Below are 15,500 nucleotides of genomic sequence, written 5' to 3'. Positions count from 1 at the left end.
GTACTCACATACTCTCGGTATGCCGCACACCCGAGGTATGCCGAGCGTCACATGGACCCACCGCACGACGCCAGCGGGAGGAAGCACCATGAGTTGGAACGACTTCTACCAGCGGCAGCACGCGATCCAGGCCGTGCTCGACCACGCCGAGGCGCACCCCGGCGACCGCCTCGACCCGCAGGCCGTCCCCCGGGCCCGCGCGGTCTTCGCCGACACCGACGACCTCGTCCCCGCCCTGCAGCACAAGTGGCTCCAGCTGATCACCGGTCGCATCGGGGTCGCGCTGTCGGAGGTCGAGGACGACCCGCACGGCGACCGCGTCGAGGCCGTCACCGCCGCATGGCGGACCACGGCGACCCGCAACCCGGTGCTGCGCGCGGTCCTCGACAAGCACCTGGACGAGCCCGGGCTGCGCGGCGCGCTGGAGCGCGAGCAGCGGCTGCTGGCGCTGGCCACCGGTCTGGCCGACCACACCGAACCCGCCGACGACATCGCCCGCGTCGGCGCGGCCTTCCTCCGCCTGCTGCGGGGAACCCCGGACCGGGACCTGCTCACGAGCAGCTGAGCCGCATCCACTCCGCCGTCCCGGCATCGGCCGGGGCCTGCACCAGCAGCGCCGCGGCCGATGCCCCGCCGGGCAGCAGGAGGCTGAAGGCGAACCGCAGCCGCGGACCGTCCGGCACGAGCACGTCGGACTCCCAGACCTGCGTCTCCGGGACACCGCGGCAGGCCCACCAGTGACCCAGGTCCGGGCGCAGCCTCCGCAGGTCGTCGAAGACCCGGCGCACCCGCGGATCGGCACCCCTGCGGTCGGCCTGCATCCGGAACCGCAGAAACAGCTGGTACAGCAGCTCCCCCGAGCCCAGCCGCTCGCCCGCCGCCTCGCTGGTCGCCAGGTGCAGCAGCAGGTTCTCGCCCGGCTCCGGCCAGACGACCCGGTAGGCGTCGTTGGCCGCGTGCACGTCGAAGCTGTGGTCCAGCAGCAGCGCCGGGCTGTGCGGCCAGCTCGCCAGCAGCGGGCGGAGCTCGGCGATCCGATCGGCCTCCGGCTCCCCGGCCGAGGTGAACCCGCCGAGCGCGAGCAGCTGCGTGCGCGCGTCCGGCCCGAGCTTCAGCGTGCGCGCCACCGACTCCAGCACCTGCCGCGAAGTGCTGACCCGGCCCTGCTCCAGCCACGTGTACCAGGCCAGGCCGATGCCCGAGGCCGCCGCGACCTCCTCGCGCCGCAGCCCCGGAGTGCGCCGGCGCCCGGTGTCGGGCAGCCCCAGCTCCACGGGCGCGACCTGCTCACGCGCGGCCCGCAGGAACGCACCGAGCTCGCGACGGGTGTCCATCCTGTTACTCCTACTCACAGCACAACCGCGGAACTGCCCCGGAACGCCGCCCGGGGCGAGGCTGACCGCCATGACCGATCAACTCTGGCGGCGCAGCGACGATTCCTCCCAGCTGGCCGAACCCCGCACCTTCATCCGCGTGTTCGTCGGCGCCGACGAGCTGGAGACCACCACCGCCTGGTACGAGCGGCTGCTCGGCGTCGAGCGCGACATGCACATGCCGTACCCGGAGAAGGACCTCGCGCTGACCGCGGTCGGCGGGTTCCTGATCATCGCGGGCACCGACGAGTCGCTGGCTCCGTTCCGCGCGACCGTCGGCACGCAGCTGGTCGCCGACATCTGGCCGTACGTCGAGTTCTTCCGGGCGCAGGGCGCCGAGTTCGTCCAGGAGCCGTTCCGGGCGCCCGTCGGCGAGGGCTTCACCGTGCGGCACCCGGACGGCAGCGTGATCGAGTACGTCCACCACCGACCGGCGGCGCACGAGCTCAGCTGACCACCGCGCGCAGCGCCGACACGAACGCTCCCACGGCCGGATGCCCGCTGGCGCCCCGGCGGAACGACACCCAGGTGCGGCGCTTCATCGGCAGCTCCGTCAGCGCCACCTCGGGCGGGGTGTCGACGACCCCGAGCCGGGGCACGATCGCGACGCCCTGCCCGATGGCGACGAACCCGAGCACCACCGCGAAGTCGTCGATGTGGTGGCGGATGCGCGGGGCGAACCCGGCTACCTGGCACGCGCGGACCACCATGCTGTGGCAGAGCATGTCCGGCGGGGCGACGATCCACGGCGCGTTGCGCCAGCGGCGGATCGGATCGTGCTCCGCCTCGCCCTTCCACCCCTTCGGCGCGGCCAGGTACAGCCGCTCCTCCATCAGCGGCTCGCTGCCGAGTCCCTCGTCCGGTTCGGAGGGCGCGAAGTCGTAGTCGTGCTCCAGCGCGACGTCGAGTTCCCGGCCGCGCAGGGCGTCGGCAACCTGGGCCGGGTCGATCTCCTCGATCATCGGTTCCAGCCCGGGGTGCTCGCGGGCCAGCATCGTCAGCGCGGACGGCACCAGCGTGCGGGCGGCCGAGGGGAACGTCCCGATCCGCAGCGGCCCGGCCAGCCCCCTGCGGGCGCCCGCGAGGTCGGCCGAGGCGCGTTCGAGGATCTCCAGCACCTCCTCGGCGCGGGCCACCAGATCGCGCCCGGTCGGGGTCAGCACGACCTTGCGCCCGTTGCGTTCGAGCAGGGCCACCCCGGCCTCGCGCTCCAGCACGGCCAGCTGCTGCGACACCGCCGAGGGCGTGAACGCCAGCGCGTCGGCGACGGCGGCGATGGTGCCGCGGTGGGCGAGTTCGCGGAGCAGGCGCAGGCGCCGGACGTCGAGCATCAGTTCAGCTTAACGTTCGATGCACAAACGCGAACTGGACCTGCACTGGCGGCTCCGACAGGCTGAAACCATGAGGCTCGCCGGAATCCACGTCCCCCTGATCACTCCGTTCGCGCCCGACGGGAGCGTCGCCGCGGACGCGCTCGAAGCGCTCGCGCACTCGGCGCTGGACAAGGGTGCGGCGGGGCTCGTGGCGCTCGGCACGACCGGCGAGCCGAGCGCGCTGGACGACGACGAGCGGCGCCGGGTCGTCGAGATCTGCGCGAGCGCGTGCCGCGAGCGGGGCGCGACCCTGATCGTCGGTGCGGGCACCAACAACACCCGCTCCTCGGCCGACAGCCTCCGCTCGGTGCGCGCCGACGCGGCGCTGGTCGCGGTGCCGCACTTCGTCCGCCCGTCGGAGGCCGGAGTCCTGGCGCACTTCCGCGCGCTCGCGGCCGAGAGCCCGGTGCCGCTGATCGTCTACAACATCCCGTACCGCACGGGTCAGTCGGTGAGCGCGGCGACGCTGCGCGGCCTCGCCGAGATCCCCGGGGTCGTGGGCGTCAAGCACGCGGTCGGCGGCATCGACCAGGACACCGTCGAACTGCTCGCCGCTCCCCCGCACGACTTCGCCGTGCTGTGCGGGGACGATGTGTTCGCCCCTGCGGTGCTCGCCCTCGGCGGCCACGGCGCCATCCTCGCCTCCGCGCACCTGCACACCGCGGCGTTCGTGGACCTGGCTACCGCCTGGCGCAACGGTGACGTCGAGCGGGCCCGCGGCCTCGGCAACGCCCTGGCGGCACTGTCGAAGACGCTGTTCGCCGAGCCGAGCCCGACCGTGCTCAAGGGCGTTCTGCACGCGCAGGGCCACATCCCCACTCCGGACGTCCGGCTCCCGCTGCTGCCAGCCAGCGCTGCTTCGGTCGCGGACGCGGTCAACGCGACGCAGGCGCTCACTCCGGTTACCGCTCGCTGAACAACCGCGCGCCTCCCCTTCCTCCGCGCCGGGTCAGCGGGCCAGGATGTCGGGCATGGCCAAGTGGACCACCGCTGACATCCCGGACCAGTCCGGCCGCACCGTGCTGATCACCGGGGCGAACTCCGGCCTGGGCCTGCGCAGCGCGCAGGCCCTCGCCGCGAAGGGCGCGCGGGTGTTGCTCGCCTGCCGCAGCCCCGAGCGCGGCCGGGCGACCCAGGCGGAGGTCGCCGCGAGCGCCGCGGTCGAGCCCGAACTCGTCGAACTCGACCTCGCCGACCTCGCCTCGGTGCGCAAGGCCGCCGCCGAGGTCCGCGACCGCACCGGCGACGGCCTCGACGTCCTGATGAACAACGCCGGGGTCATGGCGACTCCCAAGCGCACCACCGCTGACGGCTTCGAGCTCCAGATCGGCACCAACCACCTCGGCCACGCCGCGCTGACCTGGCTGCTGATGCCCGCCCTGCGCGAGCGCGCGGGCGCGCGCGTGGTCACGCTGTCCAGCCTCGCGCACGCCTACGGCACCGTCGACGTCGACGACCTCAACTTCGACCGCCGCCGGTACCAGCCGGTCCGCAGCTACTGCCAGGCCAAGCTGGCCAACCTGCTGTTCACCCTCGAACTCGACCGCCGCCTGCGCGCGGCCCGGCTCGACATCACCAGCGTCGCCGCCCACCCCGGTGTCTCCAACACCGAGCTCACCGCGAACTCCGCGCGGACCCGCTCGCTGCCGCCGCTGGTCAGCAACGCCGTCGGGCGGGCCGTCGGTCTGGTCACCCAGCCCGCCGACCAGGGCGCCCTGCCGCAGCTGCACTCGGCGACGGCACCGGGCGTCAGCGGCGGCCAGTACATCGGACCGGACGGCTTCCGCGAAATGCGCGGCCACCCGGCGCGCGCCGGGATCAGCCGCGCCGCCCGCGACGAGCGCACCGCGCGGCGGCTGTGGGAGGTCACCGCGGAACTCACCGGAGTTTCCCCGGACCCCGCCTGACCAGCTGTGACGACGATCACGGTTTCGGCCCACCGCGGGCGGGGGCGTAGCCTGTCAGCGTGACTGCGGCGCCGGAGGGGCGGAAGCTGTTGCGGCTCGAAGTACGCAACAGTCAGACCCCGATCGAGAAGAAGCCCTCGTGGATCAAGACCCGTGCCCGGATGGGCCCGGAGTACCAGGAGCTCAAGGCCCTGGTGAAACGCGAGGGACTGCACACCGTCTGCGAGGAGGCGGGCTGCCCGAACATCTTCGAGTGCTGGGAGGACCGCGAGGCGACCTTCCTCATCGGGGGTGACCAGTGCACCCGCCGCTGCGACTTCTGCCAGATCGACACCGGCAAGCCCGCCACCCTCGACACCAGCGAGCCCCGCAAGGTCGCCGAGAGCGTGCAGGCCATGGGCCTGCGCTACTCGACGGTCACCGGCGTGGCCCGCGACGACCTCGAGGACGGCGGCGCCTGGCTCTACGCCGAGACCGTCCGGCAGATCCACTCCCTCAACCCGGGCACCGGCGTCGAGCTGCTGATCCCGGACTTCAACGCCGACCGCGACCAGCTCGCCGAGGTCTTCGGCTCCCGCCCGGAGGTCCTGGCCCACAACGTCGAGACCGTGCCCCGGATCTTCAAGCGGATCCGGCCCGGCTTCCGCTACGAGCGGTCGCTGGAGGTCATCACGCTGGCCAGGGAGGACGGGCTGGTCACCAAGTCCAACCTCATCCTCGGCATGGGCGAGACCCCCGACGAGGTCGGTGAGGCGCTGCGCGAGCTGCGCGAGGCGGGCTGCGACATCGTCACCATCACCCAGTACCTGCGGCCCAGCCCCCGGCACCACCCGGTGGACCGGTGGGTCAAGCCAGAGGAGTTCGTCGAGCACACCAGGACCGCCGAGGAGCTGGGCTTCCCCGGCGTCATGGCCGGTCCGCTGGTGCGGTCGAGCTACCGCGCGGGCCGGCTCTACGCGAAGGCCACCGAGCACCGCGGCATGCCGCTGCCCGCCAACCTCGCGCACCTCGCGCAGGCGGGCACCGCCGCGCAGGAGGCCAGCAGCCTGCTGTCCCGCTGACCGGCCGCGGGCCGCGGTCCTGCGGGGTCGCGGCCCGGGCCCGGTCGTGGCGGCGGGAAGCCGAAGTCGGGACCGTACCTCCACAGCTCCCGGGCCCCGCCGTATCCTGAGAACCATGGCCAAGCAGGACAAGGCCGCCAAGAAAGCGGCGGCCAAACAACGACGCGAGGCTTCGCGAGGCCGCGTCAAGCAGATCTTCGAGGCGTTCAAGATGCAGCGCCGGGAGGACAAGCTCCTCCTGCCGCTGATGCTGGGCACCTTCGTGGTGGTCGCGGCCGTGGTGTTCCTGCTGGGCATGATCTGGAGCCTGCAGTGGATGTTCCTGCCCGTCGGCATCGCCCTGGGCCTGCTCGGCGCGGTGATCATCTTCGGCCGCCGGGTGCAGGCCACCGTCTACCGCAAGGCGGACGGCCAGCCGGGCGCCGCGGGCTGGGCGCTGGAGAACCTGCGGGGCAAGTGGAACCTCTCCCAGGCAGTCGCCGGGACCACCCAGCTCGACGCGGTGCACCGGCTGATCGGCAAGCCGGGCGTGGTGCTGGTCGGCGAGGGCGCGCCGCAGCGGCTGAAGTCGCTGATGTCGCAGGAGAAGAAGCGGATCTCCCGGCTCGTCGGTGACACCCCGATCTACGAGGTCGTGGTCGGCACCGAGGAGGGCCAGGTCCCGCTGCGCAAGCTCCAGACGCACCTGATGAAGCTGCCCCGCAACATCAACGCCGGCCAGATCGACGCCCTGGAGAACCGGCTGGCGGCCCTGGCCAACCGCGGCAACGCGCTGCCCAAGGGCCCGATGCCGCAGGGCGCGAAGATGCGCAACGTCCAGCGGGCCATGCGACGCGCGAAGTAACCAGCGAACGCGAGGGCGCCCCGCCAGATCCGGCGGGGCGCTTCGCTTTTGTCAGGTCCCCGCCGCGCAAGTGCCAAACCTTCAGCGGCGCAAGACCAGCGTTTTGGTGATGCGGTCGTGCCACGAACGCCCGTCGAGGTTCCACACGACGGCCGGGATGATCAGGAACGTCAGCACGCAGCGCACCACGGCCCGCCACGGCCCGACCATCGAGCTGCCGTCGACCCGCGCGACCCAGATCCGCAGCAGCACCATCCCCGGCGTCACGCCGAAGAAGCTCACCGGCACCACGGTGATCACGAACCAGCCCAGCAGGCTCCAGTTGCCCGGCGGCGCGGGCGCGGTGAAAGCCCAGGTCACCAGCGCGGCAAGCGTGATGTCGACGAGGAACGCCAGGATGCGCCTGCCCACCGGCGCGGCCGAGCCAGGCCCGCTCTCCGGGAGTCCCAGCCGCTCACCGCGCCAGCGCGGGGCGTCATCGCTATCGTTGTCCCGGGCGGCTCTCGGGCCGTTCAGCCAGGAACCGGTCAATCTACCCACGGCAACCAGGGTACGGCCCGGTGGAGCAACCGGTTCCCCCGCTTCAGCGACCAGTTAACGCCGGCGAAACACAAGGGTGACGACCGGGCAACACTGCCGACATACCGTCCCTGTCGAGCCGGCGGGCAGCTCCTCGTCGGTGAGCTGTACGAGTGCGTGAAGGAGCCACCGAGGGTGTTCAAGAATCCAGACGAGGTCCTGCGCTTCATCTCCGACGAGGACGTGAAGTTCGTCGATGTCCGGTTCTGCGATCTGCCGGGCGTCATGCAGCACTTCACGGTGCCGGCTGCGGCCTTCGACCAGGACGCCTTCACCGAGGGCCTCGCCTTCGACGGCTCGTCGGTCCGCGGTTTCCAGTCGATCCACGAGTCGGACATGCTGCTGCTGCCCGACCCCTACACCGCCCGGCTCGACCCGTTCCGCGCCGAGAAGACGCTGATCCTCAACTTCTTCGTGCACGACCCGTTCACGTTGGAGCCCTACAGCCGCGACCCGCGCAACATCGCGCGCAAGGCCGAGCAGTACCTGGCCGAGTCCGGCATCGCCGACACCGCGTTCTTCGGCGCCGAGGCCGAGTTCTACATCTTCGACTCGGTCAAGTTCGGCGAGGCCGCGAACAAGTCCTTCGCCGAGGTCGACTCGATCGAGGGCTGGTGGAACACCGGCCGCGACGAGGAGGGCGGCAACCGGGGTTACAAGACCCGGATGAAGGGCGGCTACTTCCCGGTCTCCCCGTACGACCACTTCGCCGACCTGCGCGACCAGATGGTCCAGCAGCTCATCGCCTCCGGCTTCACCGTCGAGCGCGCCCACCACGAGGTCGGCACCGGCGGCCAGGCCGAGATCAACTACAAGTTCAACACGATGCTGCACGCGGCTGACGACCTGCAGCTGTTCAAGTACATCGTGAAGAACACCGCCTGGCAGAACGGCAAGACCGCGACCTTCATGCCCAAGCCGCTGCTGGGCGACAACGGTTCCGGCATGCACTGCCACCAGTCGCTGTGGCAGGACGGCAGCCCGCTGTTCCACGACGAGTCCGGTTACGCCGGCCTGTCGGACACGGCCCGCCACTACATCGGCGGCATCCTGCACCACGCGCCGAGCCTGCTGGCCTTCACCAACCCGACGGTGAACTCCTACCACCGCCTGGTGCCGGGCTTCGAGGCCCCGGTGAACCTGGTCTACTCGCAGCGCAACCGCTCGGCCTGCATGCGGATCCCGATCACCGGCTCGAACCCGAAGGCCAAGCGCGTCGAGTTCCGCTGCCCGGACCCGTCGGGCAACCCGTACCTGGCCTTCGCCGCGATGCTGATGGCCGGTCTGGACGGCATCAAGAACAAGATCGAGCCCGCCGAGCCGATCGACAAGGACCTCTACGAGCTTCCGCCGGAGGAGGCCAAGAACGTCCCGCAGGTGCCGGACAGCCTGTCCAAGGTCATCGACCGCCTGGAGGCCGACCACGACTACCTGCTCGAGGGTGGCGTGTTCACCGAGGACCTGATCGAGACCTGGATCAGCCTCAAGCGGGAGAACGAGATCGACCCGATCCGCCTGCGCCCGCACCCGCACGAGTTCGCGCTGTACTTCGACGTGTGATCGGCTGAACGTCCCCGGAAGGCCCGGCGGCACCGACTGGTGCCGCCGGGCTTTCGGCTTTCCGGCACTCCGCCCGCGCCCGCCCCGCTAAAATCACGAACATCATTCGTTTCAGCGGAGGGTCCGGGCATTGCGTCTGTTCGCGCTTGCCGCGCCGGTGCTGCTGCTGTTGACCGCGTGCACCTCGGTGCTCCCGACCCCCACCCCCGTTCCGGCAGGCGAAGGCCGGTTCCCCGTCACCTACGAGGACGCGCCCACCTTCACCGGCGCCCGCGACCTGCTCCAGCGCAGCGGTGTCCTGGAGGAGCTGGCCGCCGACGTCGACGACCGCATCCTGGTCCCCACCGACATCCCGATCGTCGCGATGGAGTGCGGGGAGTCCAACGCCTACTACGACCCCGAGCTGCACCGGATCGAGCTCTGCTACGAGCTGGTCGACGAGTTCCGGACCTCCTTCTCCGCCGGCGGCGAGCCCGCCGACGAGGTGAACCGCGATGTGCTCGGCACTGTCGCGGAAACCTACGTGCACGAGCTGGCGCACGCGCTGATCGACGTGCTCGACCTGCCGTTCACCGGCCGCGAGGAGGACGTCGCCGACCAGCTCGCGTCCTACTGGCTGATCAACAACACCCGCGGCGGCCCGGACCTGGTGCTCAGCGCCGCCGAGTCCTACCGCCTCACCGCGCAGAGCACCGCGCCCGAGGACCTGGCCTTCGACGACCCGCACTCGCTGGACATCCAGCGCTACACCAACCACCTCTGCTACCTCTACGGCAGCGACGACGAGCGGTTCGGCTACCTCGTCGACAGCGGCGAGCTGCCCGAGGACCGCGCCGCGAACTGCGGCGACGAGTACGACCAGCTCGTGCGCGGCTGGGAGAACCTGCTCCGGCCGTTCACCCAGCGCTGACTCACAGCCCGTTCCACGGCGCGGGCACCCGGCCGGAGGTCCCGGGCCGGAAGCGGAACAGCGCGCCCGCGTACGGGTCGCCTGCCAGGGCCCGCTCGTCGTAGCCGAAGCAGGCGGAGGTCACGTACATCTCGTCCAGCCGGGGCCCGCCGAAGGCGAGACCGGTGATCCTGCGCGTCGGCGCCCACAGCACGGTCTCCAGGTCGCCGCCCGCCCCGTAGCGGTGGATCCGGCCGGTCCAGTGCATCGCGACCCAGACGCCGCCGTCGGCGTCCACCGCGATCCCCTCCGGCCTGCCCTCCGACTCCGAGCACACGACCCAGCGGCGCCCGGCCCGCGCCTGCGCGTGCTCCACGTCGTAGTCGTAGAGCCAGATGGTCCGCAGCGCGGTGTCCACCAGGTACATCCGCCTGCCGTCGGGGCTCCACGCGAGCCCGCTGGACGCGGCAGGCCCGTCGACGATCGGCCGGGTCCGCTCCCCGTCGAGCACGTACAGGGTGCTGCGCTGCCCGTCCCGCGACCAGGTGAGCGTGCCCGCCACGAACCGGCCCGCCGGATCGCAGGTGCCGCCGTTCATCCGGTCGCCGTTGTGCACTTCGGTCACCGGATCCAGCGCCGCCCGGCCCGGGTACAGCCGCGCGAACCCGCGGTCGGCCGCGGCGATCAGCTGACCGCTGCGGGTCGCGGCGAGCGCGGTCACCACCCCGGGCAGCACCTGGACCTCGTCGGCACCGGAATCCCGGTGGTAGGTGTGCAATTCCCGTCGCAGGATGTCCACCCAGTACACGCAATTGAGCGTCGGCATCCACAGCGGGCCGTCCCCGTGCAGAGCCTGGCGGTCGACGAGCAACTCGAAATTCTCGGACACGCGCACTCCCATTCGGATCGCGCAGTGGTCGAACGGATAACCCCCACAGGCAGGCTACCCGCGCGGCAGGCGCGTTGTGAGCGTCCGAACGGGCCACGAACCGGCCGGTAATTCCTTTGCGGACTCCCGGAATTCAGTGGCGATGCCGATCAGCACCGGCGAAATGCCCGCGCGGCGACCGCGATGTCTGCCGAATGCCTGCCGCCGGGTCTGCCGAACGGACCAGCGTCCGGCCGAGCACGCCGCCCCGGCTCGACCGCGAGGACGGCGCGGCTGGTCGCCCACCTGGCCCAGCCGCGCGGGCCCCCGGCCTCTCATTCGCCGATATCGCTGCTCACGTCATATACCGCTCGCGGTGACGGCGACGGTTTCCCGCCCTGCGATCCGCCCCGGGGCGAATTCACAGCTCCCGCACGAAGCACACCCGATCATGGCCCTGCGCGTCGTAGTCGCTGTGCACCGGAACGCCGTCGATTTCCTTGTCCCCCGGCACGAGTTCGAATCCCATTCTCCGGTGGAATGCGATCGAACCGGTGTTGGCGGGCGAGGTGATGCATTCGACGCGGCTGCGGCCCTCCTGGCGCACCATGTCGAAGAATGCCTTGTACAGCCGGCGCGCGACCCCGCCGCGCCGCTGCGCCGGATCAACGCCGACGAAGTGGATGTAGGCGTCGTCCGGGCGGTCGTAGGACAGGAACCCGACCAGGAAACCGAGGAACCGGCTGTCCCGTTCGACCACGAAGCTGGTGCTGCCGAAGTGCTGGAGGAACAGCCGCGGCACCAGCAGCGCCAGTTCGCGCGCCGCCGCCGGACTGCGCGAGTCCGACCACCAGGTGCCGATGGAGTCGACGATCCGGGCGTGATCGCCCTCTTCCGCCTGCCTGATCAGATCCACCACCCGGGCAGCCTACGTCGGGTGGCGCCGGGGCAGACAGGGCCGTTTCCGACTCCACATTGGACCGCACGGGCGATTTCGCGGTCAGTACTCGTAGAACGCCCGCTCCACCACCGCGCGCGCGTGCCGGGTGACCCGCAGGTAGTCGTCGACGACCGCGCCGGTGTCGGTCCCGACCGGATAACCGAGTGCGGCGGCGAAGGCGCTGAGCTCCCTGGTCTGCTTCGGGAGCTGGTCGCCCGCCTTGCCGCGCACCAGCATCACCGCGTTGCGCGCCCGCATCGCCAGCGTCCACGCCTCGATGAGCTCAGCGGACTCCTGCGCTTCGAGCACGCCGAGCCGCGCGGCGGCGGTCAGCCCGTCGACGGTCGACGTCGTGCGCAGGTCCGGGTGCTCGCCGCCGTGGCGGAGCTGGAGCAGCTGCAACGTCCACTCGACATCGGCGAGACCCCCGCGCCCGAGCTTGGTGTGCGTGGCGGGATCGGCGCCCCGGGGCAGCCGCTCGGAGTCCACCCGCGCCTTGATCCGCCGGATCTCGCGGATCCGCTTGTCGTCCAGGCCGCCTTCGGGGTACCTGATCGGATCGACCGCGCGGCAGAACCGCTCCCCCAGCTCCAGATCCCCGGCCACCGGCCGGGCGCGCAGCAGCGCCTGCGCCTCCCACACCTCGGCCCACCGCTGGTAGTAGGCGAGGTAGGACTCCAAGGTCCGGACCAGCGGTCCTCGGCGCCCCTCCGGCCGCAGGTCCACATCGACCTCCAGCGGCGGGTCCTGGCTCGGCGCGCCCAGCATCTTGCGCACCTGCTCGACGACGGCGGTCGCGAACCGCACCGCGGTCGTCTCGTCGGCGCCCTCCACCGGCTCGCACACGAACATCACGTCGGCATCGGAGCCGTACCCGAGTTCCGCGCCGCCGAGCCTGCCCATCCCGATCACCGCGATCCGCGCCGACACCCCGCCCCACTCAGGACGGCCCGACACCGATCGCACCGCGACGTCGAGAGCCGCCTCCAGCACCGCGACCCACACGCTCGACAGCGCGCGGAACACCTCCGGCGGCGGCATCAGCCCGAGCAGGTCCGCGCACGCGATCCGCAGCAGCTCGTGCCGCCGCAAGGAACGAGCGGCGGCCACGGCGCGCTCCGGCTCGGAGTAGCGCGCGACCGCCCGGCGCAGCGAGACCGCCACCTCGGCCGGGTCGCGCTCGGCGAGCGCGGGCGTGTCCGACAGCAGCCGAAGCACCTCCGGCGCCCGGACGAGCAGCTCCGGCACGAGCTTCGACGTGCCCAGCAGCGAGGCGAGCCGCTCGGCGACAACGCCCTCGTCCCGCAGCAACCGCAGGTACCACGGCGTCTCGGCCAACGCCTCGGACACCTTGCGGTAGGCCAGCAGCCCGCCGTCGGGATCGGGGGTGTTGGCCAGCAGGTCGAGCAGCATCGGCAGCAGTGCGCCCTGGATGCTCGCGCGGCGGGACATCCCGGAGGTCAGCGCCTCGATGTGGCGCAGCGCGCCTTCCGGCGAGGTGTAGCCCAGCGCCGCCAGGCGGGCGACGGCGGCGTCGGTGGTCAGCCGCAGCGCCTCGGTCGGCACCTTCGCCACGGCTTCCAGCAGCGGCCGGTAGAACAGCTTCTCGTGCAGGCGGCGGACCCGGCTGCTGTGCCTGCGGAACTCGCTGAGCAGCACGGCTCCCGCGCCCTGCCGCCCGCTGGAGCGAAGCCCTGCCGAGCGGGCGAGGAAGTGCAGCTCCGCGGCGTCGTCGGTCGCGGGGAACAGGTGCGTGCGGCGGAGCTTGCGCAGCTGCAGCCGGTGTTCGAGCCCGCGCAGGAAGCGGTACGAGTCCATCAGGTCGGCGGCGTCGGAGCGCGCGACGTAACCGCCCTCGCCCAACGCCCGCAAAGCATCCACAGTGGATGGAGCACGCAGCGTGTCGTCCCCCCTGCCGTGCACCATCTGCAACAGCTGCACGGCGAACTCGACATCACGCAGCCCGCCGCGCCCGAGCTTCAGCTCGCGCTCGGACAGCTCGGGCGGCACGTGGTCCTCTACCCGCCGCCGCATCGACTGCACGTCGGAGACGAACCCCTCCCGCTCGGACGCCGTCCACACCAGCGGCTGCACGGCCTCCAGGTACCGCTGGCCCAGCTCGCGGTCGCCCGCGACCGGCCGGGCCTTGAGCAGCGCCTGGAACTCCCAGGTCCGCGCCCACCGGCGGTAGTAGTTGAGGTGGCCGTCGAGCGTCCGCACCAGCGCCCCGGCCTTGCCCTCGGGCCGCAACGCGGCGTCGACCTCGAAGAAGGACGCGCCGGCCACCCGCATCAGCTGGCTCGCCAGCCGGGTCGCCCCGGCCACGTCGGACTCCTCGGCAGCGACGAACACCACGTCGACATCGCTGACGTAGTTGAGCTCGTGCCCGCCGCACTTGCCCATCGCGATCACGGCGAGCCGCATGGACCCGCCCGCGATGTCGACCCCGGAGTGCGCCAGCTCGGCCATCGCCACGGCCAACGCCGCCCGCAACGCCGCCACGGCGACATCGGACAGCTTCGCGGCGACGTCCTCATAAGCGACGGCGGCCAGCTCCGGCTCCGCGACGTGCGCCAGGTCCGCCGCGGCGACGTCGAGCAGCAGACCGCGGTAAGCACGCCGCAGCGCACTGACGGCTTCCCGCCCGCGCAGCCCGGCTACCGGCCCGTCGTTGGTCCCGGGATCACCGTCACCGGCGGCGTCGACTGCCTGCAGCAGGACAGCTGTGTACTCGTCGAGGCACCCCGGATCCGCACGGTCCGAACGCAGCCGCTGCCAGTCCTCGGGATGAGCGACGAGGTGGTCGGCCAACGCCGTGGAGGTGCCCAGCACCCCGACGAGCCGACCCCGCAGCCCGGCATCGGCACGCAGTTCGGCGGAGAGTTCGGGCCACTCGTCGGCCAGCGCCTCCCGCAACCGCTCGGTCGAGTGCAGCGCCAGATCCGGGTCGGGAGTGCGCGACAGCGCCCCGAGCACCGACTCGGCGTCCTGCGCCGGGCCGGCGTCGGACCACCACCCGGCTGCCCGCAACTGCTCTTCGGCGCGCACCACGTCGCTGAACCCGTACCGAGCGGGCGATGGCACGGATCCCGAACGAGGCGCACCGGTGTTGGCCATGCCCTGAACCGTAGTACTCGACGGTCCGGCCGCTGCCCCAACCCGACGAGGTCACACGAGCGGAAGGTACCTGCTGGTGGGACGGTCTGCCGGCGGCATTCCGGCGAGCTGGACGAACCGCTCGGCCACCGGCCGCCAGGTCTCTTCAAGATCGTCGTGGAAGCTCGCCAGGTGCTCGGGTTCGAGCTGCCCCGGCCGCACGACCTCGGCGATCTCGGGCAACAGATCGGCCCATTCCAGGACCCGGTCCGGAGTGGTCTCGATGTGGAACTGCAACCCGTAAGCGCACTCCCCGACCCGGAAGGTCTGGTTCTCGCACTTCGGTGAGGAAGCCAGCAACCGAGCCGACGGCGGCAGGGACGTCACCTCGTCACCGTGGAACTGAAGCACGTCCGGGGTCAGCGGCAGCCCACCGAGCAGCGGGTCCTCCCCAGCGATGTCCCGCTTGGCGACCAGCAGCGTGCCGGCTTCCGGCCCCTTCCGGGCCGCTCGCACCTGTCCGCCGGTAGCCGCGGCGAGCAGCTGCGCACCGAGGCAGATCGCGAGCACCGGCAGCCGCTCCGCGACCACCTTGCTCAGCAGACTCCGCACCTGCGCCAACCACGGATGCTCAGCGTCGTCATAGGCGCTCATCTCACCACCGAGCACCACAACGGCCTGGTAAGCACCAAGATCATCAGGAATCGGTTCGACGGCCGGAGCAACGATGTCGAGCTCCGCTCCGGCCTCGCTCAACCACTCCCCGAGCGTCCCCACCGGGTCGATCTCGGAAGGCTGCACAACGAGGATCCGCACACCACCCATACCCCCGAAGCCTACGCGCCATACCCCCGAGGCCTGTGCGCCAAGCCCCCGAAGTCTGCGCGGTCGGGATACAAAAAAGGCTGCGGCCCCAGCGGTCAATTTCGCTGGGGCCGCAGCCACCATGTTGATTGTCGGCGGTGTCCTACTCTCCCACACCCTAACGAGTGCAGTACCATCGGCGCTGG

The 15,500-nt window shown here is 71.5% G+C and carries 15 protein-coding genes; 8 read left to right on the top strand and 7 right to left on the bottom strand.

The window, feature by feature from the left end:
* Window positions 1–88 precede the first annotated feature (88 nt).
* A complete protein-coding gene (locus ABD691_RS18875) occupies window positions 89–565 on the top strand; it encodes a hypothetical protein (RefSeq protein WP_344681516.1) in 477 nt (158 codons plus the stop codon).
* Here ABD691_RS18875 and ABD691_RS18870 read toward each other — a convergent pair.
* Window positions 552–1,334, bottom strand: a complete 783-nt coding sequence (locus tag ABD691_RS18870) for a helix-turn-helix domain-containing protein (RefSeq protein ID WP_344681515.1) — start codon at window positions 1,332–1,334, stop codon at window positions 552–554. The genes ABD691_RS18875 and ABD691_RS18870 overlap by 14 nt on opposite strands.
* 70 nt (window positions 1,335–1,404) lie before the next feature.
* On the opposite strand from ABD691_RS18870, the gene ABD691_RS18865 reads away from it, so the two are divergent.
* A complete protein-coding gene (locus ABD691_RS18865; protein ID WP_344681513.1) occupies window positions 1,405–1,827 on the top strand; it encodes a VOC family protein in 423 nt (140 codons plus the stop codon).
* Here the strand turns inward: ABD691_RS18865 and ABD691_RS18860 are convergent.
* A complete protein-coding gene (locus ABD691_RS18860; RefSeq protein WP_344681511.1) occupies window positions 1,820–2,704 on the bottom strand; it encodes a LysR family transcriptional regulator in 885 nt (294 codons plus the stop codon). The two genes, ABD691_RS18865 and ABD691_RS18860, sit on opposite strands and share 8 nt — an antisense overlap.
* 70 nt (window positions 2,705–2,774) lie before the next feature.
* Between ABD691_RS18860 and dapA the strand changes: the two genes are divergently transcribed.
* From dapA to ABD691_RS18840, 4 genes are all read left to right on the top strand, one after another.
* Complete coding sequence (gene dapA / locus ABD691_RS18855; RefSeq protein ID WP_344681509.1) at window positions 2,775–3,662, top strand: 4-hydroxy-tetrahydrodipicolinate synthase; 888 nt, start codon at window positions 2,775–2,777, stop codon at window positions 3,660–3,662.
* Between the two features lie 55 nt (window positions 3,663–3,717).
* Window positions 3,718–4,653, top strand: a complete 936-nt coding sequence (locus ABD691_RS18850; RefSeq protein WP_344681507.1) for an oxidoreductase — start codon at window positions 3,718–3,720, stop codon at window positions 4,651–4,653.
* A gap of 59 nt (window positions 4,654–4,712) precedes the next feature.
* On the top strand, window positions 4,713–5,714 hold the full coding sequence (lipA, locus tag ABD691_RS18845; protein ID WP_344681505.1) for a lipoyl synthase: 1,002 nt from the start codon (window positions 4,713–4,715) through the stop codon (window positions 5,712–5,714).
* 115 nt (window positions 5,715–5,829) lie between these two features.
* Window positions 5,830–6,558, top strand: a complete 729-nt coding sequence (locus ABD691_RS18840) for a DUF4191 domain-containing protein (protein ID WP_344681504.1) — start codon at window positions 5,830–5,832, stop codon at window positions 6,556–6,558.
* 81 nt (window positions 6,559–6,639) lie between these two features.
* On the opposite strand, the gene ABD691_RS18835 is transcribed toward ABD691_RS18840, so the two are convergent.
* Complete coding sequence (locus ABD691_RS18835; protein WP_344681503.1) at window positions 6,640–7,098, bottom strand: RDD family protein; 459 nt, start codon at window positions 7,096–7,098, stop codon at window positions 6,640–6,642.
* Between the two features lie 174 nt (window positions 7,099–7,272).
* On the opposite strand from ABD691_RS18835, the gene glnA reads away from it, so the two are divergent.
* Both glnA and ABD691_RS18825 read left to right on the top strand, forming a co-directional pair.
* Window positions 7,273–8,697 (top strand): type I glutamate--ammonia ligase, encoded by a 1,425-nt coding sequence (glnA, locus tag ABD691_RS18830; RefSeq protein ID WP_344681502.1) that lies wholly within the window; start codon window positions 7,273–7,275, stop codon window positions 8,695–8,697.
* Window positions 8,698–8,827: 130 nt separating this feature from the next.
* Window positions 8,828–9,607 (top strand): DUF4344 domain-containing metallopeptidase, encoded by a 780-nt coding sequence (locus ABD691_RS18825; protein WP_344681501.1) that lies wholly within the window; start codon window positions 8,828–8,830, stop codon window positions 9,605–9,607.
* 1 nt (window position 9,608) lies between these two features.
* Here the strand turns inward: ABD691_RS18825 and ABD691_RS18820 are convergent, their stop codons facing one another.
* The 4 genes from ABD691_RS18820 to ABD691_RS18805 form a co-directional block, all read right to left on the bottom strand.
* Window positions 9,609–10,475, bottom strand: a complete 867-nt coding sequence (locus ABD691_RS18820) for an SMP-30/gluconolactonase/LRE family protein (protein WP_344681500.1) — start codon at window positions 10,473–10,475, stop codon at window positions 9,609–9,611.
* Between the two features lie 400 nt (window positions 10,476–10,875).
* Window positions 10,876–11,373 (bottom strand): GNAT family N-acetyltransferase, encoded by a 498-nt coding sequence (locus tag ABD691_RS18815; RefSeq protein WP_344681499.1) that lies wholly within the window; start codon window positions 11,371–11,373, stop codon window positions 10,876–10,878.
* 81 nt (window positions 11,374–11,454) lie between these two features.
* Entirely contained in the window at window positions 11,455–14,511 is a 3,057-nt protein-coding gene (locus ABD691_RS18810; protein ID WP_344681497.1) for a bifunctional [glutamine synthetase] adenylyltransferase/[glutamine synthetase]-adenylyl-L-tyrosine phosphorylase, read from the bottom strand.
* Window positions 14,512–14,562: 51 nt separating this feature from the next.
* Window positions 14,563–15,315, bottom strand: coding sequence for a type 1 glutamine amidotransferase (locus tag ABD691_RS18805; RefSeq protein ID WP_344681495.1), 753 nt, complete (start codon window positions 15,313–15,315; stop codon window positions 14,563–14,565).
* Between the last annotated feature and the right edge of the window lie 185 nt (window positions 15,316–15,500).

The organism is Saccharopolyspora taberi (assembly GCF_039534165.1).
GTDB classification, from domain to species: domain Bacteria; phylum Actinomycetota; class Actinomycetes; order Mycobacteriales; family Pseudonocardiaceae; genus Saccharopolyspora_D; species Saccharopolyspora_D taberi.
This window is presented reverse-complemented; position numbering and strand designations above follow the sequence as displayed.

Bases quoted from the DNA above. Each gene is read 5' to 3' on its own strand.
- dapA (WP_344681509.1), top strand. From the start codon at position 2,775: ATGAGGCTCGCCGGAATCCACGTCCCCCTGATCACTCCGTTCGCGCCC.
- ABD691_RS18840 (WP_344681504.1), top strand. From the start codon at position 5,830: ATGGCCAAGCAGGACAAGGCCGCCAAGAAAGCGGCGGCCAAACAACGA.
- ABD691_RS18875 (WP_344681516.1), top strand. From the start codon at position 89: ATGAGTTGGAACGACTTCTACCAGCGGCAGCACGCGATCCAGGCCGTG.
- ABD691_RS18865 (WP_344681513.1), top strand. From the start codon at position 1,405: ATGACCGATCAACTCTGGCGGCGCAGCGACGATTCCTCCCAGCTGGCC.
- ABD691_RS18850 (WP_344681507.1), top strand. From the start codon at position 3,718: ATGGCCAAGTGGACCACCGCTGACATCCCGGACCAGTCCGGCCGCACC.
- ABD691_RS18870 (WP_344681515.1), bottom strand. From the start codon at position 1,334: ATGGACACCCGTCGCGAGCTCGGTGCGTTCCTGCGGGCCGCGCGTGAG.
- ABD691_RS18805 (WP_344681495.1), bottom strand. From the start codon at position 15,315: ATGGGTGGTGTGCGGATCCTCGTTGTGCAGCCTTCCGAGATCGACCCG.
- ABD691_RS18810 (WP_344681497.1), bottom strand. From the start codon at position 14,511: ATGGCCAACACCGGTGCGCCTCGTTCGGGATCCGTGCCATCGCCCGCT.
- ABD691_RS18860 (WP_344681511.1), bottom strand. From the start codon at position 2,704: ATGCTCGACGTCCGGCGCCTGCGCCTGCTCCGCGAACTCGCCCACCGC.